The 26590-nt window shown below is 71.0% G+C and carries 23 protein-coding genes, 1 tRNA gene and 2 pseudogenes; 14 read left to right on the forward strand and 12 right to left on the reverse strand.

Annotated features, from left to right (window positions below; translation table 11 throughout):
• The first annotated feature begins 6 nt into the window (after positions 1-6).
• Both DT057_RS12125 and DT057_RS12130 read left to right on the forward strand, forming a co-directional pair.
• Entirely contained in the window at positions 7-1641 is a 1635-nt protein-coding gene (locus tag DT057_RS12125) for an amidohydrolase (RefSeq protein WP_128562361.1), read from the forward strand.
• 17 nt (positions 1642-1658) lie between these two features.
• Positions 1659-3110, forward strand: coding sequence for an amidohydrolase family protein (locus tag DT057_RS12130; protein WP_128562362.1), 1452 nt, complete (start codon positions 1659-1661; stop codon positions 3108-3110).
• Positions 3111-3158: 48 nt separating this feature from the next.
• Here the strand turns inward: DT057_RS12130 and DT057_RS12135 are convergent, their stop codons facing one another.
• On the reverse strand, positions 3159-3557 hold the full coding sequence (locus tag DT057_RS12135) for a group III truncated hemoglobin (RefSeq protein WP_128562391.1): 399 nt from the start codon (positions 3555-3557) through the stop codon (positions 3159-3161).
• Positions 3558-3729: 172 nt separating this feature from the next.
• Here DT057_RS12135 and DT057_RS12140 point away from each other — a divergent pair, with 172 nt between their 5' ends.
• Positions 3730-5697: a transglycosylase domain-containing protein gene (locus DT057_RS12140; protein ID WP_128562363.1), complete on the forward strand. Its 1968-nt coding sequence runs from the start codon at positions 3730-3732 to the stop codon at positions 5695-5697.
• A 70-nt stretch (positions 5698-5767) separates the two neighbouring features.
• Here DT057_RS12140 and DT057_RS12145 read toward each other — a convergent pair whose 3' ends face one another.
• Positions 5768-6037: a hypothetical protein gene (locus DT057_RS12145; protein WP_128562364.1), complete on the reverse strand. Its 270-nt coding sequence runs from the start codon at positions 6035-6037 to the stop codon at positions 5768-5770.
• A 371-nt stretch (positions 6038-6408) separates the two neighbouring features.
• Here DT057_RS12145 and DT057_RS12150 point away from each other — a divergent pair.
• Positions 6409-6483 (forward strand) — tRNA-Gly (locus tag DT057_RS12150).
• Between the two features lie 199 nt (positions 6484-6682).
• Here DT057_RS12150 and DT057_RS12155 read toward each other — a convergent pair.
• The 5 genes and pseudogenes from DT057_RS12155 to DT057_RS12175 all read right to left on the reverse strand — a co-directional run.
• Positions 6683-6820, reverse strand: a pseudogene (locus DT057_RS12155) (IS5/IS1182 family transposase); the annotation flags it as partial.
• A gap of 180 nt (positions 6821-7000) precedes the next feature.
• Positions 7001-7906: a LysR family transcriptional regulator gene (locus tag DT057_RS12160; protein ID WP_203236252.1), complete on the reverse strand. Its 906-nt coding sequence runs from the start codon at positions 7904-7906 to the stop codon at positions 7001-7003.
• Positions 7907-7949: 43 nt separating this feature from the next.
• Positions 7950-8702: an SDR family oxidoreductase gene (locus DT057_RS12165; protein ID WP_128562365.1), complete on the reverse strand. Its 753-nt coding sequence runs from the start codon at positions 8700-8702 to the stop codon at positions 7950-7952.
• Positions 8703-8810: 108 nt separating this feature from the next.
• Positions 8811-9185, reverse strand: a complete 375-nt coding sequence (locus tag DT057_RS12170) for a YciI family protein (protein WP_203236253.1) — start codon at positions 9183-9185, stop codon at positions 8811-8813.
• A 292-nt stretch (positions 9186-9477) separates the two neighbouring features.
• Positions 9478-10407, reverse strand: coding sequence for a LysR family transcriptional regulator (locus DT057_RS12175; RefSeq protein ID WP_308220162.1), 930 nt, complete (start codon positions 10405-10407; stop codon positions 9478-9480).
• A gap of 154 nt (positions 10408-10561) precedes the next feature.
• Between DT057_RS12175 and DT057_RS12180 the strand changes: the two genes are divergently transcribed.
• The 4 genes from DT057_RS12180 to DT057_RS12195 all read left to right on the forward strand — a co-directional run bounded on the left by DT057_RS12180 (position 10562) and on the right by DT057_RS12195 (position 13918).
• Positions 10562-11308 (forward strand): SDR family NAD(P)-dependent oxidoreductase, encoded by a 747-nt coding sequence (locus tag DT057_RS12180; protein ID WP_128562366.1) that lies wholly within the window; start codon positions 10562-10564, stop codon positions 11306-11308.
• Between the two features lie 33 nt (positions 11309-11341).
• Complete coding sequence (locus tag DT057_RS12185) at positions 11342-11743, forward strand: DUF427 domain-containing protein (RefSeq protein ID WP_128562367.1); 402 nt, start codon at positions 11342-11344, stop codon at positions 11741-11743.
• A gap of 132 nt (positions 11744-11875) precedes the next feature.
• Positions 11876-12622 (forward strand): SDR family NAD(P)-dependent oxidoreductase, encoded by a 747-nt coding sequence (locus tag DT057_RS12190; RefSeq protein ID WP_128562368.1) that lies wholly within the window; start codon positions 11876-11878, stop codon positions 12620-12622.
• Positions 12623-12634: 12 nt separating this feature from the next.
• A complete protein-coding gene (locus DT057_RS12195) occupies positions 12635-13918 on the forward strand; it encodes an MFS transporter (protein ID WP_128562369.1) in 1284 nt (427 codons plus the stop codon).
• 190 nt (positions 13919-14108) lie between these two features.
• Here the strand turns inward: DT057_RS12195 and DT057_RS12200 are convergent, their stop codons facing one another.
• The gene (locus DT057_RS12200) at positions 14109-15287 is read right to left on the reverse strand and encodes a LysR family transcriptional regulator (RefSeq protein ID WP_244937374.1); all 1179 of its coding nucleotides are present in this window, start codon (positions 15285-15287) and stop codon (positions 14109-14111) included.
• Between DT057_RS12200 and DT057_RS12205 the strand changes: the two genes are divergently transcribed.
• The 5 genes and pseudogenes from DT057_RS12205 to DT057_RS12225 form a co-directional block, all read left to right on the forward strand.
• Positions 15286-16521, forward strand: coding sequence for an ABC transporter substrate-binding protein (locus DT057_RS12205; protein WP_128562370.1), 1236 nt, complete (start codon positions 15286-15288; stop codon positions 16519-16521). The genes DT057_RS12200 and DT057_RS12205 overlap by 2 nt on opposite strands.
• A gap of 2 nt (positions 16522-16523) precedes the next feature.
• Positions 16524-17234 carry a nitroreductase gene (locus DT057_RS12210; RefSeq protein ID WP_128562371.1) on the forward strand — a complete coding sequence of 237 codons (711 nt, stop codon included), beginning with the start codon at positions 16524-16526 and terminating at the stop codon, positions 17232-17234.
• A 14-nt stretch (positions 17235-17248) separates the two neighbouring features.
• Positions 17249-17839, forward strand: a complete 591-nt coding sequence (locus DT057_RS12215; protein ID WP_128562372.1) for a DUF4863 family protein — start codon at positions 17249-17251, stop codon at positions 17837-17839.
• 486 nt (positions 17840-18325) lie between these two features.
• Positions 18326-19036 carry an SDR family NAD(P)-dependent oxidoreductase gene (locus DT057_RS12220; protein WP_128562373.1) on the forward strand — a complete coding sequence of 237 codons (711 nt, stop codon included), beginning with the start codon at positions 18326-18328 and terminating at the stop codon, positions 19034-19036.
• A 51-nt stretch (positions 19037-19087) separates the two neighbouring features.
• Positions 19088-19390: pseudogene (locus DT057_RS12225) on the forward strand (NADPH-dependent FMN reductase); the annotation flags it as partial.
• A gap of 197 nt (positions 19391-19587) precedes the next feature.
• Here DT057_RS12225 and DT057_RS12230 read toward each other — a convergent pair.
• A complete protein-coding gene (locus DT057_RS12230) occupies positions 19588-20514 on the reverse strand; it encodes a LysR family transcriptional regulator (RefSeq protein WP_162501384.1) in 927 nt (308 codons plus the stop codon).
• 136 nt (positions 20515-20650) lie between these two features.
• Between DT057_RS12230 and DT057_RS12235 the strand changes: the two genes are divergently transcribed.
• Entirely contained in the window at positions 20651-21619 is a 969-nt protein-coding gene (locus tag DT057_RS12235) for a Bug family tripartite tricarboxylate transporter substrate binding protein (RefSeq protein ID WP_162501385.1), read from the forward strand.
• Between the two features lie 176 nt (positions 21620-21795).
• Here DT057_RS12235 and DT057_RS12240 read toward each other — a convergent pair whose 3' ends face one another.
• The 3 genes from DT057_RS12240 to DT057_RS12250 form a co-directional block, all read right to left on the reverse strand.
• Positions 21796-23388 (reverse strand): DUF2272 domain-containing protein, encoded by a 1593-nt coding sequence (locus tag DT057_RS12240; RefSeq protein ID WP_128562376.1) that lies wholly within the window; start codon positions 23386-23388, stop codon positions 21796-21798.
• Positions 23389-23504: 116 nt separating this feature from the next.
• Complete coding sequence (locus tag DT057_RS12245) at positions 23505-24494, reverse strand: DUF3616 domain-containing protein (protein ID WP_128562377.1); 990 nt, start codon at positions 24492-24494, stop codon at positions 23505-23507.
• A gap of 729 nt (positions 24495-25223) precedes the next feature.
• The gene (locus DT057_RS12250) at positions 25224-26300 is read right to left on the reverse strand and encodes an alkene reductase (protein ID WP_128562378.1); all 1077 of its coding nucleotides are present in this window, start codon (positions 26298-26300) and stop codon (positions 25224-25226) included.
• Positions 26301-26590: the final 290 nt, after the last annotated feature.

A 26590-nucleotide genomic window follows, 5' to 3' on the forward strand; every position in this document is an offset into this window, starting at 1 on the left:
ACCGCCATGCCGAACCTGCCCGACGCCGACCTCGTCCTCACCAACGGCCGCGTGTTCCGGGGCCTGCGCGAGGGCATGGCCGAGGCCGTGGCCCTGTGGGCCGGGCGCGTCCTCGCGACCGGGACGAGCGCCGAGATGGCCGCGCTCGTCGGGCCCGCGACCCGCGTCGTCGACCTGCGCGGGCGCCTCGCCACGGCGGGGCTCCACGACGCCCACCTGCACCTCCTGCCCTACGGGCTCGGGATGCGGGACCTCGACACGACGCCGGCGGCGCTGCCCACCCTCGACGCCCTCCTGGCGGCGGTGCGGGCGCGGGCGCGCGCGGCGGCGCCGGGCGCCTGGATCCTCGGGCGCGGGCACGACCAGTTCGAGCTCGACGCCAAGCGGCACCCCACCCGCGAGGAGCTCGACGCGGCGGCGCCCGACAACCCGGTCTACCTCGTGCGCGCCTGCGGGCACGTCGCGATCGCCAACTCGCGGGCCCTCGCCCTCGCGGGGATCGACGAGGCGACGCCGGTGCCGCAGGGCGGCGCCATCGAGCAGCGCGACGGCCGCCTCACCGGGCTCCTCGCCGAGACCGGGCGCGACCGCCTCAAGGCGGTGCTGCCCGACCCCGGCGACCAGGACCTCGTCGAGGCGATCGAGCGGGCGGGCCGGGCCTGCCTCGCCTACGGCATCACCAGCGTGATGGACGCGGCCGTGGGCATGCGGGCCGGCTACCGCGAGGTCGTGGCCTACCGCACGGCCCAGCGCACCGGGCGCCTGCCGGTCCGGGTCAACCAGTGCCTGCTCGGCGGCCCGGGCGGCATCGTCGAGCGGGCCCACGCGGAGGGCGTGGTCACGGGGGCGGGCGACGACATGCTGCGGGTCGGCCCGGTCAAGATCTTCACCGACGGCAGCGCCGGCGGCCGCACCGCCGCGATGTCGCAGCCCTATCTCGGCGAGCCGGAGACCCGCGGCCTGATGCTGCTCAAGGACGCCGAGATGGCGGCCTACGTGTCCGACTACCACCGCATGGGCTACCAGCTCGCCGTCCACGCCATCGGCGACGCCGCCATCGAGCAGACCCTCGACGCCTTCGAGGCCGCCCTCGCCGCCGATCCCGACCCGGACCGCCGCCACCGCGTCGAGCATTGCGGCTTCAACCGTCCCGACCAGATCGACCGGATGGTGCGGCTCGGGGTCGAGCCGGTGCCCCAGCCCGTGTTCCACTACGATTTCGGCGACCTCTACCGCACGGTCGTGGGCGACGCGCGGGCCTTCGCCGCCTACCCGATGCGGACCTGGATCGCCCGGGGCCTGCGCCCGGCCGCCTCGAGCGACGCGCCGGTCTGCGACATCAACCCCTTCCCCAACCTCTACACCATGGTCACGCGCCGGACCTCCCGCGGCGCCGTGATGGACGAGGGCCAGGTCCTGACCATGGCGGAGGCCCTCGCCGCGTTCACGGAGTTCGGCGCCTACGTCAACCGCTGCGAGCACCATCGCGGCCGCCTCGCGCCGGGGCTCGCCGCCGACGTCGCGGTGTTCTCGCGCGACCTCCTCGCGGCCGCGCCCGAGGCCGTGCTGCACGACACCCGCTGCGACCTCACGATCCGGGGCGGCGTCGTGGTCCACGACGCCGCCGGCGAGGCGTCCTGATGCAGGAGACCGATGCGATGACCGAGACGACCCTGCTCCCGACCGTCTACCGGGGCTGCGACTGGATCGTGGCCTGGGACGCCGCGGCGCGCTCCCACGTCTACCTCCAGGGCGCCGACCTCGCCTTCGCGGGCCGCGACCTGACCTTCGTGGGCAAGGGCTACGACGGCCCGGCCGGGACCGAGATCGAGGGGCGCGGCCTGATGCTGATCCCGGGCTTCGTGGACATCCACAGCCACCCCGGGCACGAGCCGGGCTGGAAGGGCATGCTCGAGGAGCTCGGCAGCCCCCGCCTCGGCCAGAGCTCCCTCTACGAGTTCATGCCGGTGTTCAACATCGGCCCGGCCTACGCCCGCCACGCCCGCCGGGTCGCCGTCTCGGAGCTGCTGCGCAGCGGCGTGACGACGATCTGCGACCTCGGCCAGCCCCGCGCGGACTGGCCCGAGCACTACGCCGACACCGGCATCCGGGCGGTGCTGTGGGCGATGTTCCGCTCCGGCCCCTGGAAGACCCGCGACGGCCACTCGGTCGAGTACGACCTCGACCCCGCCACCGGCGACCGCCTGCTGCGCGAGGCCGTCGTGCTGATGGACGAGGCCGCCCGGCACCCGAGCGGGCGCATCTCGGGGATGCTCTGCCCGGCCCAGATCGACACCGTGACGGAGGGCCAGATCCGCGACGCCCTGGCGGCGGCCCGGGAGCGCGGCCAGCCGATCCAGATCCACGCCGCCCAGAGCGTCGTGGAGTTCCAGGAGATCCTGCGCCGCACCGGGCGCACGCCGATCGGCTGGCTCGACGCGATCGGGGCGCTCGGCCCCGACCTCGTCATCGGCCACGGCATCTTCCTCAACGACCACCCCTGGCTGCACTTCCCCCACGCCGACGACTTCGCGCGCCTGCGCGACAGCGGCGCCGGGGTGGCGCACTGCCCCGTGGTGTTCGCCCGCCGGGGCATCGCCATGAACTCCCTCGGCCGCTACCGCGAGGCGGGCATCCCGTGCGGGATCGGCACCGACAGCTTCCCGCACAACATGCTCGACGAGCTGCGCCTCGCCTGCTACGCGGGCCGCATCATCTCGGGCAGCTACACGGGCGCCACCACGGCCCAGGCCTTCACGGCGGCGACCTCCGGGGGCGCCGACCTGATCCGGCGCCCGGACCTCGGCCGCCTCGCGCCCGGCTGCAAGGCCGACTTCGCCGTCATCGACATGGCGACGCCCTCGATGCAGCCCGACTACGAGCCCCTGCGCAGCCTGATCTACTCGGCCAACGACCGCGCGGTCCGGGACGTCTACGTCGACGGACGGCAGGTCGTGCGGGGCGGCACCGTCCAGACCTTCGACATCGCCGAGGACATCGAGATGCTCCGCCGCGGCCAGCGCGAGGTCATCGCCGGGGCCCCGGGCCGGGACTGGGCCGGCCGCACCCTCGAGGAGCTCTCCCCGCGGGTGTTCCCGATCCGGCCCTGACGCCGGCGCCCGGTCTCAGGGATCCTCCCGCGCCGCCGGCGCCCGGTCTCAGGGAACTTCCCGCGCCGGCGGCGCGCCGGGGCGGAAGAACAGGCCCGCCTTCAGGCTGTCGCCGATCCGGTGGGCCCGCTCGACCAGGACAGCGGCGGTCGCGGGGTCGAACCGCTCGGCCGCGCTCTCCTCGAACAGGCCGAGCCAGCGGGCGAAGTGATCCGGCGTGAGGACTCCGAGCGCCGCGTGCCGGCCGAAGGGATTGCCCTTGTAGCGCCCGGTCCTGAACAGGACCGAGGACCAGAAGTCCCGGATCGCCGCCATGTGGCGGGGCCAGTCCGGGTCGGGGATCGCGGCCGCGAAGACCGGACCGAGCAGGGCGTCGCGGCGCACGCGGGCGTAGAAGGCGTCCAGGAAGCCGGCGAGGCCGGCCTCGTCGAGGATCTGCTCGGGCATCCTACCCGAGATGACGACGCGGCGCCCCCGCATCAAGGGGCGCGCTCCCCGGCGCCGGCGCGAGGCCTCCGGCGCAGGCGCCAGGCCCGCCCTTGCCGATCGTCCCGCGCGATCACACCTCCTGCGGGCGCGGCGGCGCCCGCCTCGCGGGGCGCGGCCCGGGAGTCGAGACATGCGCCACCTCGTCGGCCTCGCCCTCCTCGGCGCGGTCGCCCTCGCGGCCCCGGCCCGCGCCGGATCCCCCGACGCCCCGTCGGTCTGGGACCTCGAGCCGGCGGCGTTGCGCACGCTCGTCGCGGCCCCGCAGGTGATGGTGACCCGCACGGCGACCGGCTGGGACGCCTATTGCCGCTGCCCCGTGGCGCTGCGGCCCGACGAGATCCCCGAGGCGATGAAGACGGCCATCATCGCGGTCGAGGACCGGCGCTACATGGATCACGGCGGCGTCGACCTCATCGCCCTCGCCGGCGTGCTGCGCGGCGGCCTGAGCCGGGGCGGCAGCACCATCCCGATGCAGCTCCTGAAGAACCTCGTGTTCCACGACCTGCGCGGCGGCGATCTCCTGAGCCGGCTGGAGCGCAAGGGCTCCGAGGTCTGGCACGCCGGCGTCGTCGACGGGGCGGTCGGCAAGCAGGCCCTGCTCGCCGCCTACCTCAACCAGATCGAGTTCGGCGGGCGCGAGATCGTCGGCCTCTACCGGGCGAGCCGCCACTACTTCCGCAAGGAGCCCCGCGACCTCACCCTGTTCGAGTGCGCGCTGCTCGCCGGCATGGTGCAGGCGCCGGCCCGCTTCAACCCGCTCAAGGAGACCACCCGGGAGCGCGCCTACGAGCGCGCCCGGCTCGTTCTCGCGCTGATGGTCCGGCAGGGCCGGATCAGCCAGGCCGAGCGGCTGCGCGCCGAGCGCGCCGGCGTGCGCCCGGGGCTGATGCCGGAGTTCAGGATCCAGGTGCAGCCCTTCACCGAGTGGATCGCCCAGACCTGGGCGCCGCGCTACGTGCGGGAGGGCGAGACGCTCCGGTTCTTCGTCACCCTCGACCCCCGCGTCCAGCGGGTCGCCGAGGAGGCGCTGAGCGGCATGGTCGCGGCGGGCGCGATCCCGCCCGAGTACGAGGCGGGCGCCGTGATGATGACCGGCGACGGGCGGGTGCGCGCCATGATCGGCGCCGTGGACTGGGCGCGCCGGCCCTTCAACGCCGCCGTGAAGACGAGCGTGCAGCCGGGCTCCACCGCGAAGCTGCCGCTGCTCGTCGCGGCCTGCGAGGCGGGCCGCGCGCCGGGAAGCCGGGTGGTCGATCTGCCGGTCACGGCGTCCTGGCCCTCGAACGGCGCCCTCGGCTACCGGGGCGAGACGACGCTCGTCGAGGCGGTCGCCTCCTCGCGCAACGCCGCGTCCGTGCGGCTGACGCAGGAGCTCGGGGTGGCGCGCGTCGCGGAGGCGAGCCGGCGGCTCGGCCTCGACCCCGGCCCGGAGCCGGATGCGGGCTTCGTGCTCGGCTCCTACTCGACCAGCGTCATGGCGGTGACGGCGGCCTACGCGGCCGTGGCGAGCGGCGGCCTGCGGGCGGAGCCGGCCGGCGTGCTCGCGGTGGTGGACGGGCGCGGGCAGGTGCGCGCGAACTTCCTCGACCCGGTCCGGGCGCGGGTCGTGCCCCGGCGCTGCGTCGCGCCGACCCGCGGCATCCTGCGCGAGGTCGTCCGCTCCGGCACCGGCCGCAACGCCGCCCTCGGCCGCTGGGAGGCCTACGGCAAGACCGGCACCACGACGGGCAACGCCGACGCCTGGTTCGTGGGCTGGAGCGAGGGGCGCGTGCTCGGCGTCTGGATGGGACGGCGGCACGACGCGTCGGGCGAGGGGCTGGCCGGCCGGGGCGCGCCCGCCGCGTACTTCCGGCAGGTGTCCGCACGGGTGAACGAGATGATGGACGCCCGCGCCTCCCGGCGCCCGGTCCGGAGCGAGACCCCGGTCGCGGGGACGCAGGACCCCGCCGGCCCGCGCCGGCCCGCCGGAAGGCCGCCGGCCCACGCGCGCCCGTCGCCCGATCCGGCCGCGCTGCCGAAGCTGGCCTCCCGGCCGCGCCCCTGGCCGCCGCGCGAACCCACGCCCTGGTTCCGCCTCGAGGACGAGGAGCCCTGGTGAGGCGCCCCGGGGGGCCGGCGCGGCGGCCGAGCTCCCGGCGGTGTCCCGAGCGCGCCCGCGAAGACGAGGGCTATCGTCGGATCAGGGAGCGTCCGCCGACGCGCGGGACGCTCGCCGGTGGCTCGGCCTCGGCCAGCACGGCCTCGAGGTAGTGCGTGAGCCGGCGCGTCGCGGCCGCCTCCGCGCCCGTGACGCGAAACGCCACGGCTTCGCCGCGCTCGTGGATTCGCCGGATGAGCGTTTCGGCTTTCGTCGCCGCCTCGCGCTCGGTCGCGGCCCGCAAGATGCTGCGCGTCTCCAGCGTCGTGATCCTGATCTCGAATGCAGCGAATACGCTCATGATGCTGGCGATCCAGCTCCATGACTGAGGCGGAAACTTGTCCACGTGACGTGAATGCGCCACCAGGATTACAAGAACACGATTGATGAGGGGGCGTCGGGTCCGCCGCCCGCGTGACGACGCGTGCCGGGCGCTCACGAACGCGCCGCGCCCGGGATCGCAGCCGGGCTCTCGCCGCGACCGGTCCGGCCTCGCGTGGGGCCGGCCCCGCCGGCGCTGCCGAGGGATCGCCCCGGACAGCGTTCTTCAGCCCGCGACATCCCCAAGAATGCCTTTGACGGGATTGCGGCCAGGCTGCTAAAACCCCGCTGGCACGCAGCGGTGCCGGTCCCACGGCCCTGAGCCGCCGGGTTGCTGCGAACCTGTGGTTCGCGGGCGTAGTTCAGTGGTAGAACGTCAGCTTCCCAAGCTGAATGTCGTCGGTTCGATCCCGATCGCCCGCTCCACCAAACCTCTGGAACTGAACACCCTCCTCGCCACCAAGTGGCCGAGGTTTTCCCCTGCCGCGTCCGGGGTCTGTCCCGCTCCTCAGGGCTGATGCCCACGAAGATCATCCGGCCGGCGCGTGTCCCGACGCGCATCGGACCCCGCGTCGAGAAGGGCTGACAGCTCTGCCAGCGAGCGGCGGGTGTCGCAGGCGTTCGGGTCAGCCGGCGATACCCCGGCCAGGAGCAGACGGCCGTCCGTGCCGGTGAGCGCGTGGCGCTCGCGCCCTGTGACGCGCCGGGCCGGAGCGTAGCCGCGCTCACCGTCCACGCCCACGCGCGCGGCCCGCGCGTCGCGGTCGCGCAGGGCTGGTTCTCGCCTGCAGGCTCGGCGCGGGCCGCGGGCCTCCACGTCGGCGAGCCCGGGTGAGCGTCGGATCCTCTGTCCGCGCTCGCCGTCTTCCGTGCTGGCCGCGGCCGTGATCCTCGTCGGACGCCTCGCCAGAGCGTTCTGAATCGTTGGTGTGAACTGGCGCCGCTAGACCGAGCGGAGCACCTCGACGAGGTGGTCGACGAAGGCGCGGGCTCCGGGTTTCGCGGCCTGTCCGCTGGCGAACAGCGCGTGCGCCTCGATGTCGGCGAGTGTCCAATCCGAGAGCAGCTGGACCAGGTTTCCGGTATCCAGATCCTCGCTGAAGCTCGGAAGGCTGGCGACGGCGATCCCGAGCCCGGCGCGCACGGCGCTGACCGCCACCTCGGCGCCGTCGATCGCGACCTGGCCCCTGGGCTGCACCTTCACGTGCCGGTCACCCTGATGGAACAGCAGCTCCTTGCCGGCGACCGGCCCGGCAAGGACGAACGTGTGGTTGGCGAGGTCGTCGGGCGTCTCGGGAATGCCGTGGGCCTCGAGATAGGCGGGCGCGGCTGCGACGATGAGCGGCCAGCGTCCGACCAGGCGAGCGATCGCGCTCGAGTCCGGCAGCCTGCCGAAGCGGATCGCGACGTCGATCCCCTCCTGGATCAGGTCCTGCCGACGATCGTCGATGGTCAGCTCGATCCGGAGGTTGGGATGACGGGCAACGAACGCACCGAGACGGGGGACGATCGCGCGTGAGGCGAAGATCGACGAGACCGCGACCCGCAGCGTACCGCGCAGGTCGTCGCTCCCACGGACGGCGTCGTCCGCTTCGTCGAGCGACGCCAGGATCGGCTGGACACGGGCGAGATACGCGCAGCCTGGCTCGGTCAGCGTCAGCGCCCGTGTCGAGCGCGAGAACAGGGTCGTGCCCAGTTGCTCCTCAAGGAGCGCGATGATCCGCGAGGCGGTGGGCTGCGAGAGCTTCAGGGCCCGCGCGCCCTTGGAGAAGCTGCCGGTCCGGGCGATCTCGACGAACAGCCGGAGGGCCTGGAAACGATCGCTCAAGCCCTCGCTCCCGATGGCCATGACCGTCTCGACTCCTAGCCGGTCTCGGGAGGCGCGACCATCCTCAGACCTGAGCGTAGCCTCCGTCGACCTGCAGCTCGACGCCGGTGATGAAGCTGCTCTCCGACGAGGCGAGGAATGTCGCGACCGAGGCGATCTCGCTCGGCTCGCCGTTGCGCCCGAGCGGCGTCTCGGCGGCGAACTTCGCGAGAAAGCCCGCGACCTGCTCGTCGCTGAGCCCCGCCTGTTCGGACAGGATCGGCGTCAGGATCGTCCCGGGGGCGAGCGTATTGACGCGGATGCGCCGCGCGGCGAGGTCCGTCGTCCAGGTCCGGGCAAAGGAGCGGATCGCCGCCTTTGTCGCCGAGTAGACGGTGAAGGCCGGCATGCCGAGGCTCGCCGCGATGGAGCCGTTCAGGATGATCGAGCCTCCGTCGACGACCAGCGGCAGCAGCGTCTGAACCGTGAAGAACGTGCCCTTGAGGTTCGTCGTCACGCTCCTGTCGAAGTCGGCCTCGGTGATCGTGCCGAACGCGCCGAGCGTGCCGCCGCCGGCGTTCGCGAAGATGACGTCGAGACGACCATGCGTTCCGGCGATATGTGCCCGCAGCCGTTCGAGGTCCTCGAGGTTGGCGATGTCGCTCACGCGCCCCTCGATGGCGCCACCGATCTCGGCGACCGCCGCATCGAGGCGGTCCTGGCGCCGGCCCGTGATGATCACGGTCGCACCTTCAGCCACGAATTGCTTGGCTGTCGCGCGACCCATGCCGCTGCTGCCGCCGGTCACGACGGCGATCTTGCCTTCGAGGCGTTTCATGTCTTGATCCTGATACGGTGTATGGAGCCCCGGCCCGCGCCAGCGCGCGCGCCCTTCGGCTCTGCGTATGATGGTTTGCGCCGCCGCAAAACGAGATGAGGTAGCCGCTTATTCGTGGAATGGCACCCAGAGCATCTTCACGTCGACGTTCAGCATGCCGGATTTCACGGTGGGATCGTCCGTGCCGATCCTCATGGCCTCGTCGCGATCGGCAGCTCTGAAGATCGTCATGCCGCCATCGGCCAGCACGCCGTCGAGGCCGCCCGCCTGTTCCATGAACGGACCGCTGAGGACGGTGATACCCTTCTCCTGCAGTTCGGTCATATAGCCGACATGCTTCATGAACTCGGGCTGTTCATTGTATCTCACGCCTTTCGCCCAGTTCGGGCCTGGTGTCTGGAAAGCCACAAAGTAATGCGGGCCATTTTCGTCAACCATCGTTGCGCACTCCAGCAGAACTGATCGCCAATCGATCTGGTTCATCGATCGCTGTCTATTTCTGCTATCTGACGCCTTCTGGGGAGAGGGCCTGCTTGGATAACAATCATTCGTCGATCGAATGAATGGGGCAACCAGCCTGCCGGGAAGGGGATCCGCCGAACCCCCGAGTCGGGCCGCGAGCGGCCCCTCGCGCCATCATGCCCGTCGTGCCCGTCGTGCCCGGTTCCATCCGCCGGGCTCATCTTGTGGGGAGGGTTTTCGGGCGAGGGGGTCAGGGATCGTGCTCCGCGTGCGATACCGCGCCCGTTCGGGCTGTACCGGCGTGGGCGCCGAGCTATGCCTGCTGCCGCCGCGTGACGCGCACGATCAGCTCTTCAACGCGTGACAGGAACAGCATGAGCAGTTCCGACATGTGCGCCCGACGGTAGCCGAGGACCAGCTCGATCTCCGGCGCCATCCCGCTGAGCGGCCGACTGGTCACCGACCAGGGCAGGAAGTTGCGCGCATAGGCCGGCAGCAGGGCGACGCCCCGCATCGAGGACACGAGCGACATCGCCATCGAGAGATTGTCGACCTCGTGCGCGGGAGCGAGATCGAGCCCGGACCGGGCGAGGTAGTCGGCGATGATCAAGCGCAGCGTCGGAGCTGTCCGCGACACGGTGATGACGGCGTCCTCCGCCAGATCCTCGAGCCGAACGGCCTCGCGCGAGGCCAGCCGGTGGTCGCTGGGCAGGATGGCGACCAGAGGGTCCCTCGCGAGCGGCACGAAGGCGAGGTCCGGCATGTCGATCTCGGGCCGCATGAAGGCCAGGTCCACCGTGCCGTCCCGGAGCGCCGCGGCCAGATCCGGGGAGGTCTGGCTGGAAATGGTGATGTCGACGCTCGGCAAGGCGTCGCGCAGGATGCACATGGCTTCCGCGAGCCAATCCACCTCGTAGCCGGTGAGGAAACCCAGCACGAAGGACGGCTTGGCGGGGTAGACCGCCCGGCGCGCCGCCGCCTTCGCCGCCTCGACCTGCGCGAGCGCGAGCCGGGCGTGCTCCAGGAAGGCGTGGCCGGCCTCGGTCAGTTCCGCGCCGCGCACGCTCCGGCTGAGCAGGGGCACGCCGACTTCGTGCTCCAGGTCCCGGATCTGTCGGCTGAGGGACGGCTGGGCCGTGTGAAGGCGCCGCGCGGCGGCCAGCGTCAGGCTGCCTTCCTCGGCGACGGCCACGAAGTAGCGCAGGTGTCGCAGTTCCAATCCAGCCTCCCCGATGACCGTCATGCCTGCGAGGTATGCCCTCCCTCCTACAAAGTCTTTTTCGAAGCCGCCAGAGCCCGCTAACTCGAGACACACACGGCGGCCCTGCGCCCCGCACAGCCGAGACCCAACCCGAGCCTTCGGCCGCCGCGCCGGCCGGCCTCGACGGAGCACAGTCATGAGCCAGCGAGTCGTTCTGATCACCGGCGCGCTCACGGGCATCGGACGCGCAGCCGCGCTCGGCTTTGCCCGCGCGGGCCACGCCGTCGTCATCTCCGGCCGGCATGAGGAGACCGGTGAGGCACTCGCGGCCGAGTTGCGCGACCTCGGCGCAGAGGCCGCCTTCATCCGGGCGGACGTGCGACGCGAGGCGGAGGTAGCGGGCCTGGTGGACCAAGTGGTGGCACGGTTCGGGCGCCTCGACGCCGCGATCAACAACGCCGGCACCGAGGGTCGGCCCGGACCGGTGACCGAGCAGGATGCCGAGAGCTACGCCGCGACCTTCGACACCAACGTCCTCGGCACGCTGCTCAGCATGAAGCACGAGTTGCGGGTGATGCTGGCCCGGGGTTCCGGCAGCATCGTCAACATCTCGTCGACCTACGGGCACGACGGGGCCGGCGGCGCCTCCGTCTACTCCGCCAGCAAGCACGCGGTCGAGGGCCTGACCAGGTCCGCCGCCATCGAGGTCGCGGCCACGGGCGTGCGCGTGAACGCGGTCGCGCCGGGGCCGACCGACACGGGGATGCTTGACCGCTTCACCGGCACGGCCGAGCGCAAGGCCGGCCTGACGGCGGGCGTTCCGATGCGGCGCGTGGGGGAGCCCGGCGAGATCGCCAACGCGATCCTGTTCCTGGCCTCCGACCAGGCGTCGTTCACCACCGGGCAGGTCCTGTCGGTCGACGGCGGCAAGTCGGCGGCCTGAGCCGCCACCAACATCGAGACGAGCGAGGCGATCATGGAACAGACGCATTCGAGCGCCGGACGGCCCGTCAAGGTTCCGGGCCCGGACCACCCGATCAGCATCGAGCCGACCGTCGGCCGCGTCGTCGTGACGGTCGCCGGCCGCGTCGTCGCCGACACGAGGACCGCCCTGACGCTGCGCGAGGCCGGCTATCCGCCCGTGCAGTACATCCCGCTCAGGGACGTCGATACGGGGCTCCTCGTGCGCACGGATCACGCGACGTATTGCCCCTACAAGGGGGACTGCGCCTACTTCAGCATCCCGCTCGGCGGGGAACGCGCGGTGAACGCCGTGTGGACCTACGAAGCCCCGTACGAGGCCGTGGGGGCGATCGTGGACCACGTCGCCTTCTACCCCGATCGCGTCGACGCCATCGCGGAACCTGCGGGCTCGTAGGCCCCCGCACGCTCCCACCATGCCGCCGCGGAGGCGGCACTCCTCACACACACCCGCCGGCGCACCGCGTCGGCGGCGAAGGGCGGCCGCGCCGATCCCCGGCGCACCCCTCGGGCTCGAAGGACCCTCGTCATGATCGATCTCTCAGGCAAGACCGCTCTCGTCACGGGCGGCTCGCGCGGCATCGGCCGGGCGGCGGCGCGCGCGCTCGCCGCAGCCGGCGCGCAAGTCCTGGTCCACTACGGCCGCGCCGAGGCGGAGGCCGACAGCGTCGTCGCGGCGATCGCGGCAGCGGGAGGACGCGCCGAGACGGTCGGCGGCGACCTCTCCGATCCGCAGGGCCCGCATACCCTGGCCAAGCGCGTGCGCGCCATCGTGGGCGACCGGCTCGACATCCTGGTCGCCAACGCGGGTGTCTCCAAGGCCGCGACCATCGAGGAGACCACGGTCGCGGAGTTCGATGCGCTCTTCGCCGTCAACGTGCGCGCGCCGTTCTTCCTCGTGCAGCAGCTGCTGCCCATCCTGGGCCGCGGGAGCAGCGTCGTCGTCACCGGCTCGCTCGCGGCGCACGCGGCGGTCCCGGGGCTCGCGGCCTACGCTGCCACCAAGGGCGCCATCGACACCCTGGTGAAGCACCTCGCCGCGGCACTCGGGGAGCGCGGCATCCGCGTCAACGCGGTCGCGCCCGGCGTCATCGATACCGACATGTCGAACTTCGCGAGAACCGAGGAGGGACAGCGCTTCGTCCTCGGGATGCAGGCCCTGCAGCGCATCGGCCAGCCCGACGACGTGGGTCAGGTGATCGCGTTCCTGGCCTCCGACGCCGCGCGCTGGGTCACGGGCGACACCGTCCGGGTCGACGGCGGCTCGAAGCTCTGAGGGAGCACGACCATGACGGTCACCGCTCCCGCGCACCCGCTCGCCTCGGACCCCGCGGCCCGTCCGGCGGGTCGGCCCGCGGCCCGCGTGCTGGGACGACGGGCCAGCTTCTGGGTCTCGGCCGGGGTGGTGGGTCACACCCTGTGGACCAGCGCCGCGCCGGCCATGACCTACCCGCTCTACGCGGCGCAGTGGGGTCTCACCCACCTCACCCTGACGGCCATCTTCGCCACCTATCCGGCCGTGGTGGTGGCCGTGCTCGTCGGCTTCGGGGACCTCTCCGACCACGTCGGCCGCCGCGCGACCATGCTGCTCGGCCTCGGCGCCTCGCTCGCCGGGGTGCTGCTGTTCGCCCTCGCACCGAGCGTGGCCTGGCTGTTCGCCGGTCGCGCGCTCATGGGTCTCGGCGTCGGCCTGTCGGTGGGCCCGGCCACTGCCGCGCTGGTGGAGTTCGCCCCCGAGGACCGGCCGGATCTCGCGGGATCCGTGACGACGGCGGCGCAGGCCGCGGGCTTCGCCGCGTCGCTGCTGCTGGGCGGGCTGATGGTCCAGTACGCCCCCCTGCCCACGCGCCTGAGCTTCTGGCTCCTGGCGGCGATCATCGCGGCCCTCCTCGCGGCCACCTGGTTCCTGCCGGGGCGGCGGGCGGGCGACGCCGGGCGAGGCTGGCGGCCCCGGCTGCCGCGGGTTCCGCGCGCGCTGCGAACGGGCTTCGCGGTGGCAGCCCTCGGGGTGGTCACCGCCTACACGCACGGGGTTCTCATCCTCTCCCTCGGCGCGCAGGTGGCGCGTGACCTGGTGGGGTCCGGCGACGCCCTCGTCAACGCGGCGGCGCTCGCCCTCTTCGCGGTTGCCTCGGGAATTGTCGGGATCCTGGCCAGGCACGTCGTGGCGCGCGTGGCACTGATGACGGGCGCCCTGGCCTCGGCCGCGGGCATGATGCTCCTCGCCGTCTCGGTCCACACACGGGCACTCGGCTGCCTCCTGGCCGCGACGTCGATCTCGGGCGTCGGCTACGGGCTCCTGTTCCTGGGTGGGCTGGAGGTCATCAACCGGATCACGCCGTCCAGCCGTCGCGGCGGCGTGTTCTCGGCGTTGTACCTCCTGGGATACCTCTCCATGGCGGTCGTGGCGCTCTTGCTCGGCCACGTGGCGACGCTTCGCGGCCTCTCCCTCGCGACCGATCTCGGGGCCGGCATCATCGCCCTGTTCAGCGTCGGGACAGCGGCGCTGGCGACCACCCTCCTGCCCTTCGAAGGCCAAGGGCCGCGGTGCGATGCCGACGTGTCCGCCTGACGTCCTCAGCCGCAATCCGGCCGGAAAGCCTGGATGCCTCAGGGTCCGGGAAGGATCGGCAGGCCCTTTCAACCCCCGTGAGCTGCCCGGATGCTGGCGAGTGCGGCCTGTCAGGCGAGCCGAAGACAGCGGCACAGTGGCGGCGGGCGAACCGGCCGAGGCCGGCAGCCTCGTGTCCGCATCGTCCTCGTCACCGGACTGACGACCGCGTCAGCGCAGGATGCCGGGCCTGCCCCACGGCTTCTGCGACACCGCGACTGGCATGGAACAGTGCCTCCCGAAGCCAGGTATGGGCCGGATCCTGCCTCCAGCGCTCGTGCCAGACCATCTGCACGGTCATCGGACGCGGTTCCCAGGGCGGAGCGGACACGCGCGCGACGCCGGCCGCCTCGAAGCCGTGCGCCAGCGACGCCGGGACGATCGCCACGCGGCGCGAGTTCGCGAGCAGGCTCGGCACCGCCAGGAAATGGGGCTGGAGGACGCTGAGGCGGGGCACCAGGCCCGCCGCCCTGAAGGCGCGGTTGAGGGCGTCGCGATCGAACATCTCGGTCTGCCGGGTCAGGCCGCGCTCGGAGAGGCGCCCGTCCGGCAGGCCGTCCTCGCTCCCGCCGACGGTGACCACCATCAGCGGGTCGCGCGCCAGCGTGCGGATGTCGGTCGCGCCACCCGCCTCCGGGTGATCGGGCGCGGTGACGAGGAGGTCGCGGTCCTCGAACAAGGTCCGCGCCTGCAAGCGGTGCGGGATCTGCGAGAAGATGCCCACGGCGATGTCGATCTGGCCGAGATCGACCTGCATGGTCAGGTCGATCCGCGTGGCGGGCCGGATCAGGATGGACGCGTGGGGCGCCTCCGTCTCGAAGGTCCGCATGAGGGCGGGGGCGACGACCGCGGTGATGTGGTCCGTCGCGGCGAGCCGGAACTGGCGCGTCGAACTCGACGGGTCGAAGCATTGTGGCCCGATCGCGCCTTCGATCGCCGTGAGGGCGTCACGCACCTGCACGGCCATGGCCAACGCCCGCGGGGTCGGCTCCATGGCCTGTGCGGTTCGCACGAAGAGGTCGTCCCCGATCAGTGTCCGCAGGCGACGCAAGCCGTGGCTCACCGCCGACTGGCTCAGCCCGAGGGACTGGCCGGCCCGTGCGACGTGACGCTCCCGCATCACCGCGTCGAACAGCCGGAGCAGGTTCAGATCGAGCCGGTTCAGGATGCTCGCGCGCGTCCCGGCGCTCCTCGTCATGATCGCCCCCTCTTCAGCGCGAGGACCGAAACCGCGCGATGAACGATGCTCATAATGAGATTGCCGAACTTGCACTTCCGCAAGTGCACCCCGGCCGGGCATCGTTCCTCGCTCTCGAAGGGAACGCGCCATGCCGTCTTCGCCCGCTCTCGCCCGACGCCTCCTCAGGCGAGGATCGCTGGCCCTGACGGGCCTCTGGCTCGCCGTCGCGCCGGTCGGTGCGCAAGGCGGCCCGCCCTTGAGGATCGGCGTGCTCACGGACCTGTCCTCGCTCTACGCGGACAACGGCGGCAACGGTTCGGTCGTCGCCGCGCGGATGGCGGTCGAGGATTTCGGCGGCCGCGTCCTCGGACGCCCCATCGAGGTGATCGCCGCCGACCACCAGAACAAGACGGATGTCGGCGCCGCGCTGGCGCGCCGCTGGCTCGACGCGGACGACGTCAAGGTGATCGTCGACGTCCCGAACTCCGCCATCGCGCTCGCGGTGCAGGACATCACCCGCGAGCGTGGCCGGGTCTTCCTCGCCTCGGGGGCGGCGACCTCCCGGCTGACCGGGGATGCCTGCTCGCCGACCGGCATCCACTGGACCTACGACACCTACGCGCTCGCCCAGGGTACGGCGCGCGCGGTGACGCGGCGCGGCGGCAAGTCCTGGTTCTTCGTCACGGCGGACTACGCCCTCGGCACGCAACTCGAGGAGGACGGCCGGCGCGTGATCCAGGCGGCGGGCGGCCGCGTGCTCGGCTCGGTGCGCCATCCCATCGGCAGCCCGGACTTCTCCTCCTACCTCCTGCAGGCGCAAGGCTCGGGGGCGCAGGTCGTCGGGCTGGCGGACGCGGGTGGCGACCTCATCCTCGCGCTGAAGCAGGCCGCCGAGTTCGGGCTGGTGCAGTCCGGCCAGACACTGGCGGGCCTGCTCGTCTTCATCGCCGACATCCACGGCCTCGGCTTGGCGGCCGCGCAAGGCCTGATCCTGAGCACCGCCTTCTACTGGGACCTGAACGACGAGACCCGGGCCTGGTCGCAGCGCTTCGTCGCGCGCACCAGCAAGGTGCCGACCATGATCCATGCCGGCACTTACGGTGCGGTCACGCACTACCTCAAGGCGATGGCCGCCGCGAACACGGATGACGGCCCGACCGTCGCGGCGCAGATGCGCAAGATGCCGGTCAACGACTTCATGACCCGCGACGGCCGCATCCGCGAGGACGGGCGGCTCGTGCGCGACATCTACCTCATGCAGGTCAAGTCCCCCGCCGAGAGCAAGGGGCGCTTCGACTACTACAAGCTCCTGGAGACGATTCCGGGCGAGGAGGCGTTCCGGCCGATCTCGGCCGGCAAGTGTCCGCTGGTTACACGGGGGTGAGGATGTCGAACGTCGATCTCGTCCAGGCACTCGACAGCGTGATGAAGGAACGCTTCGCCACCCGCTTCTACGCCGACCGGCCGGTGTCCCACGACACCGTGCGCGACATCCTCGAGGCCGCGCGCCACGCGCCGAGCGGCGCCAACATCCAGCCCTGGCAGGTCCACGCGCTGGCCGGCGCGGCAAAGGCCGAGATCTGCCGCGACATCCTCGCGACGCACGCCGCCGAGGCGGCGCAGCACGTCTCCGAATACACCTACTACGCGTCGAGCCTGCCCGACCGCTATCAAGGCCGGAAGCAGGCCTTCGGTCAGGTCTTCTACGGCTCGCTCGGCATCGCGCAGGACGACGCGCGCGGGCGGGCGGCGCAGACGGCCAGGAACTACGACTTCTTCGGCGCGCCGGTCGGCCTGATCGTGACGATCGACCGACGCCTGGAAAAGGGCAGCTGGCTGGATCTCGGCATGTTCCTGCAGAACGTGATGCTGGCCGCCAAGGTGCGCGGCCTCGACACCTGCCCGCAGGAGACGCTGGCGAAGTACCACCGCGTGCTGCGCCGCCACCTGCCGATCGCCGCCGAGGATGTCGTCGTGTGCGGCATGGCCCTCGGTGTCCGCGATGCCGCCGCGGCCGCGACCCGCGGGGTCATGGAGCGCGCGCCGGTCGAGGCGTTCGCGCGCTTCCACGGTTTTGAGACGCCCTCGGGCGCGTGACGAAGGAGAGCGAGATGGACGGACGCGAACAACTGATCGAGCGCAGCATCCCCTTCCTCGACGAGGTCAAGAACATGACCGCGGGGCCGGAGGTCGAGCGCTGGTTGAACGAGACCTACGGACCGGGCAGCGCCCTGTATGAGGACCTGTCGCGGCTCATCAGGCAGGGGGTCGAGGAGGGCTGGGCGGCCAACATCGAGGTGGGCGGCCGGCGATACCGGCGCAGCCGGCTGTGCGAGCCGACGGCGCGGACGCTGAACTTCAGCATCACCGCCGTCTACATGGACAGCCAGGGCGGCCGGATGGTCATCGACGATCACGATCACGATGACGAGCCGGGCGGCACGGAGGCGAGCTTCCGCGGCGACTACCACGGCCATCCCTACGGCGAGCTGAACATGGTCGTGCCGCTCGACGAGAAGGCCGTACTCGCCGGGCCGAGCGGATGGTGCCACGCGGGCTGGACGGCGCCGGGGCCCGGCAGCCATCACTACCCGGAGGTCAAGGGCGGCGCGCTCATCGCACTGTTCTTCCTCCCGGCGGGACGCATCTCCTACGACGTGAAGCCGCCGGTCGAAGAGCCGCTCCGGTCAGCCCAGCCGTGACGGGCTACAAGACTTGAGCGCCGACGCGAGGGGCAAGCCGGCGTCCGTGTCAGACGCCGGCCCGGCTACCCGGCTCTGGAACCGGGTCGGTGAGCCCGCAGCCGGACCACGTCGCGCTATGCGCCGCAGATCCTGTCGGGGTTCGAGGGCATTGCTCGCGAGCGAGAGCCACCGCCCCGCGTCAGCGTTCCCCATGATCGTCATGCGCGGGGAACCCGGTTCGTAGACCAGCACATCAGTCAACGGCCGAAATCGAGCGGCTTCGATTTCACAAAAAGACCTCGGGGGCCCGCTCGGACCTTTCGACCACCTCGTCCGCAACGGCACGGATGGCCGGATCTCTCCCGTCGCGCCTGCCGGTCAGTCGACATACGTCTCTGCTCGGCAGAGCTGATCCGGGACCGCAGGTCCTCAACAGTGACGGAAGAGCCGCACGGGCTGTCGAGAGGACGACGCCGTTGCCACGGCCAAGAAGGAGATCCAGCAATGTCGGACATCAAGAAGGCCGCAATCGTCACCGGCGCGTCCCAGGGGCTCGGCGAGGGCATCGTGCGGGCGTTCCGCGCCCGCGGCTACGGCGTCGTCGCCACTTCGCGCGCGATCCAGCCCTCGACCGATCCGGATCTGGTGACGGTCGCCGGCGACATCGGTGATCCCGATACGGGCAAGCGCGTGGTCGCGGCCGCTCTCGAGAGGTTCGGCCGCGTTGACACGCTGGTGAACAATGCCGGCATCTACCTCGGCGGCCCCTTCACGGACTATACAGAGGAGCAGTATCGACTGAAGCTGAAGACCAATCTCGATGGCTTCTTCTTCACGACCCGGGAGGTCATTCCCGTGATGCTGAAGCAGGGCAGCGGTCATGTTGTCCAGATCACGGCGACGATCGCCGATTACGCCAACTCGAAGTCTCCGTCGGTCCTGGCGTCGCTGACGAAGGGCGGCCTCAACGCGGCCACCCGCAGCCTCGCCATCGAGTATGCCACACGCGGCATCCGCGCGAACGCCGTCGCCCCCGGTATCATCAAGACGCCGATGCACTCCCCCGGCATGTACGAGGTTCTGGCGAGCGTCCACCCGATGAAGCGCATGGGTGAGATCGGTGACATCGCCCAGGCCGTGCTTTACCTCGAGGATGCCGCCTTCGTGACCGGCGAAATCCTCCACGTCGACGGCGGCCTGATCGCCGGCCGCTGACGTCGCGCGGAAAGGTCCGGGGGGTTGTCGTGAGCTCGACGCCTCGCCCTCGTCATCGGCTCGACGCGCCCCGCCCGCCTCGCCGACAAGCCGGCCCGGTGGAGCTTGGAGCAGGCCCGCCGCGACATCGCTGTGGAACCGGTGGACCTGCGCGACCACCCGCCGCCCTTCTTCGACGAGGCGGTGTCCAACGGGCAGGTGCCGCCCTGCCCGGCAGCGCTGGCGTTCCGGCGTGAGGCGGCGGGAGGGGCATCCCACTTAGCGGGCAGGGGCGCACCCGCGGCCCTTCGCCGGCCTGCCGAGCCTTCGGGGCTTCGGACAGGGTCTGAAACCGCTCGTCCTCCTCGACAATGACGGTCCGGCATCCATCGGCCCGCGACATCCCCATTCCGGGATCGCCGCCGCTGCGACCGATCGGAACTGTGAGACGGCGGCCTTTGCTGGTTCCATACGCCGAGCTTGTGCGAAAAACCGGGCAGCCCGCGCAGATATGGAAGCCCGCTGTCTTGCGAGATCCGGATGATCTGTTGCGGCGTCAGGATCAATTGCACTCAGTCGCAGCTTGAGCGTGAGATCGGGAACACAGTGTCGACATAGCTCGCCAACATCTCGCAAAAAGCCGTGGCATAGAGCGGCAATGAACGACGTCTGCTCCAGAACAGGGCGAGGGGCTCGCGAAGAGGGCTGCTCCGGTAGGTCAGACCGGTGAGCCGCAGATCATACCCGCGGGTGCGCAGTGCCGACGGGATGACCGCCACACCAAGCCCATGTTCCGCCATGGCCAGCAACGTGTGCGGCGTTCGGCTCTCGAACGTGGCGTGCGGCTCGAATCCCGCCAGGCGGCAGCAGGCGTCGAAGGTGCGCCGGACTATGAAGCCGCCGTCCAGGAGGAGCAGGCGGTGCGAGGCGAGCTGCGCGATCTCGACGGTTCCGTCCCGGCCGAGCCCCAGCTGTGCGTGGCAGGCGGCGAGCAGATCGATCGGCGCCAGAGGATAGTGGGCGAACCGGCCGTCACCGGGCTCTACGGCGCGCAGCAGGTTCTGCCCGAGATGGACCTCGCCGCGCTCCAGCAGACCCATGATCTCGGGCCAGCCGATTGCCTCGGTCAGGAGGATCTCTACCGCCGGGTAGCGCTCCGCGTAGATGTGGAGGAACGGCGCGACCACACTCTCGATCAGCTGGGGAGAGGCTGCCACCTTGAGCACGCCGGCATCACCGCGCCGCAGCGCTCGCGCGCGGTCCAGGACCGCACCGGCATGATCCAGGAGTGCGCGGCAATCGCCCAGGAGTTGGGCGCCCTCGCCGGTCAGGACGAGGCGTCGCCCCAACCGGTCGAACAGCTTGAGACCGAGTTCCTGCTCGAGATCGTTGATCTGCCTCGACAAGGCTGGTTGGGCGATCCGCAGCCGCAGCGCCGCCTTGGACACGGTGCCGAGCTCGGCCACGGTGACGAACGTTTTCGCACGCCTGAGGTCCATGCCCGCTCCCATGCCGAGCCGGCATAAAGAATTAGCGTACATGGCGATTGGACGCACGACCGTGATCGGGTCGACAACACCAACATCGGCAGGACGAGCACCCCCGCCCCTGTTCCACTGCAACGAGGAGGCCGTCATGAAACCGCTCTGCTTGCAGGGGTTCACTTGGCTCGCTCTCGCCGTCGCGGCTGTCCCGGTTGAGGCTCAAACCTGGCCGACCAGGCCCATCAGGGCGATCGTGCCGATCGCGGCAGGCAGCCTCACGGACATCGTTCCCCGGCTGGTGCTCGAGCAGCTCTCGACCCAGCTCGGCCAGAGGATCGTCGTCGAGAACCGCCCCGGCGCTGGATCCACGCTCGGGACCGCCGCCGCGGCCAAGGCCGCCCCGGATGGCTACACGGTCCTGGTCAACTCGTCCGCTCACACGGTCGCACCGTCGCTCTACGCGAACCTGGACTACGATCCGGCGAGGGACTTCGTGGCCGTCGCACCCCTGGGTGTGTCTCCGTTCGTCCTGGTGGCTCCGCCGGCGCGGGGCTTCAGGACGGCCGGGGAACTCGTGGCCGCCGCCAAGGCCAAGCCCGGCACGTTCAACTTCTCGTCGCCTGGCATCGGAACGGCGTCGCATCTAAGTGCAGAGCGCTTCCGGCTCAGCGCGGGGGTGCAGGCGAGCCACGTTCCGTTCAAGGGTGGCTCCGAAGCGCTGACCGAGGTGATGACGGGACGGGTCGATTTCTTCTTCGTGGCGCTCGGGGCCGCGCTGCCTCTGATCCAGGAAGGAGCCGTGACGGCACTGGCGGTCAACGACGTCAAGCGCTCCGCCGCTCTGCCGGATGTGCCGACCACGGCCGAGGCGGGATTTGCCAACGCGGAATACCCGACATGGTTCGGGCTGTTCGTTCCGGCTCGAACGCCTCGCGAGATTATCGACAGGCTTCAGCGCGAGACGGTCATGGCTCTGCAAGCGCCTAACGTGCAGGAGAAGTTGCGCACCATAGGCGTCGATCCTGCGCCGATGGTGCCTGGGGCTTTCGGAGCGTACGTCGAGAAGCAGATTGCAGCAGATGCAGCCCTGGTCGCCCTGACGAAAATAAAGGCAGAATGACCGAAATCTCGTTCAGATCAGCGCACAGCCTGATCGAACGGATTTATTCAAACAAGATCGATAAGTTATTTTCACGTTCCACACGAGACGAGCCCCGCGCGCGGCATCCCACCGAGACGACGTGCGGCCGGGCATCATCGTGCGGCGATTGCCCTCAAGCGTCGCCGTACGAGACTTCACGCCGTGACGGGTTCGATGAACGTTGCGAAAACGAAGCCGTCCTTGACGCCGTCGCCTTCGAGGTCGACCAGCGCCCAGAGGCCGGTCGCGTTCTCGTCGAAATCGAGCACGTTGAGCCGCGTTCCGTCCAGCAGGGACTTGATCACCGGGAACGTCGGACCCGGGCCGCCGCGAAGCTTGAGGTCGGTGCGCACCTGCACGACGTACGGTCCGAGCAGCAGGTCGGGCGCCGCGCTGCCGGCTTCGAGCAGGTTCTCGACCACGCAGATCAGCTTCGGCCCGATCGCGGCCTGATTGAGAAAGCCGTTCGTATCCAGCGGGAACGCCTTCGTGCCGACCGTCCCGGTCCCGCCCGCCAGGAACTCGTTGCCGCCGATGGTGACGGCGTGGCGCACTCCGTTCCGCATCTCGAAACCGACGACGATGCAGCTGTGCGACGGGTAGCCGGTGTGGTCGCGCGCGAAGTCGAAGCTCAGCGTGCCGCCGCTGCGGTTATGATGAATCAGGTCGCCGAGGGCGGGTGCGTGGTCGCCGACCCGGTGGCCGCGGAACACGCCGACATTCGCCTCGCCGTTGGCGATGGCCGCGCGCACGAACACGCTGTGGCTCAGGTTGAACTTGAACTGGCGCGCGGTCGCGCCGGCTTGCTTGACGCAGAACGAGACGAACGCCGCAGACCAGGCGTTCTCGTTCAGCGTGGGGTCGAGATCACGGCTGCCGCCGCCCGCCTCGTAGTAGTCCGCGATGCGGCTTCGGAGAGGCTCGTCGCCCTCGTCGATGTCGGCGAAGCGGTCGAACTCGGCCTTGGCAGCGGCGACGACCGAGCGGGCCGTGTGCGTCATCGGCATCGCGGCGACGCGGGCAGGCGCCGCCGGAGCGGCGGCATGTGGCGGTGCGGCACCGGGCGCCGGCGTCGGGATGGTGTGAGCGATCTTGATGAACCTGTCGATGTTCTCGCCGTAGAAATGCGCTCCGTCGAAATGGCCCTGCGCGAGCTCTCGGCTTTCCTTGAAGTTGCGGAAACCGGCATTGTAGACGATGCCGACGAACGCCGATTCGCGGTCGGTCAGCTCGTCCCGGTCGGTGAATCCGAGTTGATCGACCGCGTTGGTCAGCTCCCTCATCAGTTTCTCGATCGCGACGTCGATGTCCTTCCAACGCTGCTCGAGGAAGAAATCCGGTTCGCGACGGAAAAATTGCAGATCGTACTGGAAGATGCCGTAGCCGTGCACGAACTTGTCCGGCCGGCTCGCCAGGCTCTGATAGATCTCGATGCCGGTCGCGTCCGCCATCTCGCCCAGCAGCCGGTGGGCGAGCGCGAACATCTCGTCGCCCCTGGGAGCGCCGAGCAGCGCCGCCTTGTTCTTCGGGAAGGCGCTGCGGTTCGGCTCGTCGAGAGTGTCACCGACCGACAGGCGAAGCACGTCCGCCAGCGGGAGTGTCTGCCGCATCTGGCTCCACAATTCGCCCGATTCCTGGAACGCGATGGCACAGACGAGGTCGAGGGAGATCGGCGTGCCGGCCAGTGCCGGCGTCACATCGGCCGCGAAGGTCTCCTTGAACCACTTGATCTCGTTCTTGATGGCCATGGCACCCTCTTGGCTGAGGAGGGACGTCACCGGCAGGAAGGGCAGCGACGACGACGAGACGACCTCAGGTCGAACGGTTCGGAAGGACCAATCCCGGTCGCCGCGAGTCTCCGCGATCAGGGGCGCTCGAGGGTTATCTCGGTCGGCGAGCCCTCCTCGCCGCCGTCGAACAGGATCAGGGCACGCAACCCGGCGTCGCTCGCGTCGAGCGGCAGGATGGCCTCGGGCTTTCGCTTGCCGATCCCGGGGATGCGGGCGCTCAGGTCGCCGATCGGCCGCACACCACCGTCTGAGCGCCCGTCCCAGACGAACACCGCGTAGGCGCCGCCCTCATCGGCCGTCGGCCCGGTCAGGACGAGGATCCGACCCTCATACGCGGCGAGATCGCGAACACCGCGCCCGGCGCCGAGCGGCAAGGTGAAGAGCCTGGCGTCGGCCGGTTCGTCGCCGAACAGGCCGTTCAGCGCGACCGAGAGCACCGCGGCACGTCCGCCCGCGAGAGCCGGCCCGCGGAACCCGACGAACAGGCGGTCGGCGAGGACCGCGATACCCTCGGCCGTCAGACCGTTCTCGTCGAGGCGCTTGCCGGCGAACGGCTTCAGCTCGGCTTGCCCATCGATGATGGCCGTGAGCTTGCGCGACGAGGACACGAGTTCGACCCGCTCGCCCGCCACCTTCAGCATGACGATCTGACCCGCGGCCGCAATGCGGGCGGCGATCTTGTCCCGGTCCTTGACCGGATCGAGCGCCCGGTCGCGGTCGCGCGGATGGCCGTGGGAACCGAGGACGTAGAACACCCCGCCGGCGTGAGCGACGCCCTCTCCGTCGAGTTCGAGGGCCTTGCCGCCGAACGCATCGGCTGTCACCGGTATGGGCGCACCGGCCGCGATGCGCCCCTCCGTGAGCGTCAGTTGCTGAACCGATTGCAAGTTGTCGTCGATGACGAGGCAGTTCCGCGGAAATCCGCTCGGCTCGACGCACGCGAGGCCGCTGACGTCGCGCGACTTCTTCCCGTTCTTGCCAAGCAGGCGTCCATCCACGGGCCAGACGTCGAGGTCCCGCGACCGCACCGTCGAGCCGAGAGCAAAAGACAGCACCGCTGCCACGATGAGGCAGCATCCGAGAGATGTCGATAGCCGGGCCATGCCGCACCCTCGCCAGACAGCAACATCATCCAGTTCTTCTCCGCCTTGTAAAGAGTGTTCGACACGCTCACGACTCCGATCATCGCGCCGATGCGAAAGAAAGCGGAGCGGCCGCTGCGAGCGCGGCCTGAGCCAAGTAGCCTCGCGGACGACTCCCGCCTTGGGGACGCGCGGATGCTCGGCGCGCTGTCCTCCGCTTCGTCCATTACATCCGGTATGGCTCTGATCGCGTCTCTATTCGCAGCGCGGCTCGTCGCCTACCTGCCCAAGCCGAGAGGCCGGTCGGGAATGATCGGATGATGGGTGAGCGTTTCGCCTCCGCAGCCCGGGCTCGTCACGGTCGTCGGCCACGTCCTGGACCTCGTGATTGCCAACGCCCTTCGCGGCGAGATCGGGTGTCGGGGGTCTTGAGGATTTCGGCGAAGGCGTCGGCGCCACGTTTTTCCCGGGCCGTCGCTCATGCTGGTCCCCGGGTGCTTCGCGGCCGGTCCGCATCACTGTCCGGGGCCGGCCCTGAGCGACGGGTGAACCGGCCGCAGCCCGGGCGCGACGGCCCGGCGGCGGCGGCCTGACGGGACCCCGCCGCGCATCATCCAGGCCGTCCGCGACCGGGCGCGGCGCTCGCGCGCCGTCGATCGCCATCGAGGGTCCGGCGCGGCCGCGCTCATCGAGGGTCCAGCGCGGTCGCGCTCAGGGGACGGACGGGTAGTCCGCGTAGCCCTGGGCGCCGCCGGTGTACCACGTCGCCGCATCGTCGGCTGCCAGGGGCAGGCCCTCGGCGAACCGTCGCGGCAGGTCGGGGTTGGCGATGAAGGGCCGCCCGAACGCGATCGCGTCCGCGAGGCCGGCATCGAGGGCCTCCTGCCCCTTCGCGGCGTCGTAATCGGAGTTCAGCACGAAGGCGCCCCGGAACGCCGCCTGCATCCGGGGAGCGACCGGCGGACGCTCGGCCTTGCCGTTGGTGCCCTCGTAGCCGGGTTCGCGCACTTCCAGGAACGCGATGCCGATCTCCGACAGGGCCGCCGACGCCGCCTCGAACAGGGGCTCGGGATCGCTGTCGTTCACACCCTGGCGTTCCTCGTTGGGGGACAGGCGCACCGCCGTGCGGCCGGGGCCGACCACCTCGGCGACCGCCGCCGTCACCTCGCGCAGGAGGCGGATCCGGTTCTCGATCGAACCGCCGTAGGCGTCGGTGCGGAAATTCGCGTTGTCGCGCAGGAACTGGTCGATGAGGTAGCCGTTCGCGGCGTGGATCTGGACGCCGTCGAAGCCCGCCTCCACGGCGTTGCGCGCCGCCGCGCGGTAATCCGCGAGGACGCCCTGGATGTCGTCCCGGGTCATCGGCCGCGCCTGCACGTGGGGCTCCTTGCCCTCGTAGGTCCGCGCGAGGCCCGGCATCGTGGTCGCCGAGGACGAGACGGGCTGGCCCCGTCCGGGCAGGCTCGGGTGCACGACCCGGCCCATGTGCCAGAGCTGCGAGACGATCAGCCCCCCGGCCGCGTGCACGGCCGCGGTGACGGGCTTCCAGGCCTCGACCTGCTCGGCGCTCCAGATCCCGGGCGCGTAGGGCCATCCCAGCCCCTGCGGGCTGATGCCGGTCGCCTCCGCGATGATGAGGCCCGCCGTCGCCCGCTGCGCGTAGTAGGCGACCATCAGCGGGGTCGGCACGTGCTCGCGCGTCGCGCGGGCGCGGGTGAGCGGCGCCATCAGCACGCGGCTGCGTGCCGAGAGGGCGCCGAGGCGGATCGGGTCGAAGAGGCTGGGCATGGCCGGGCTCCGCTGCGATGAGGGAGGCGCACGGGGGCGTGCGCGCTCCGCTTAGGCGTCGAGGGGCGCACCGCTCGGGCGCGCGCGTGCCCGACATGTGAGCCCCGGGCCCGCCTCGGCAAGATCCCGGCGCGCCGGCGCCCGCCCGGGCCTGTTCGCGGCCGAGGATCGCCCGGCGCTCGCCCCGCCGGAATCCGCCCCCTTTTCGGCGACGGCGTGGAGGCGCCCCGCGCCGTCGCGCCCGCGGCACCGTCGCGGCCCAGGAGGCGCGCTTCGCGGCCCAGGAGGCG

Source organism: Methylobacterium crusticola (genome assembly GCF_003574465.1).
GTDB lineage: Bacteria > Pseudomonadota > Alphaproteobacteria > Rhizobiales > Beijerinckiaceae > Methylobacterium > Methylobacterium crusticola.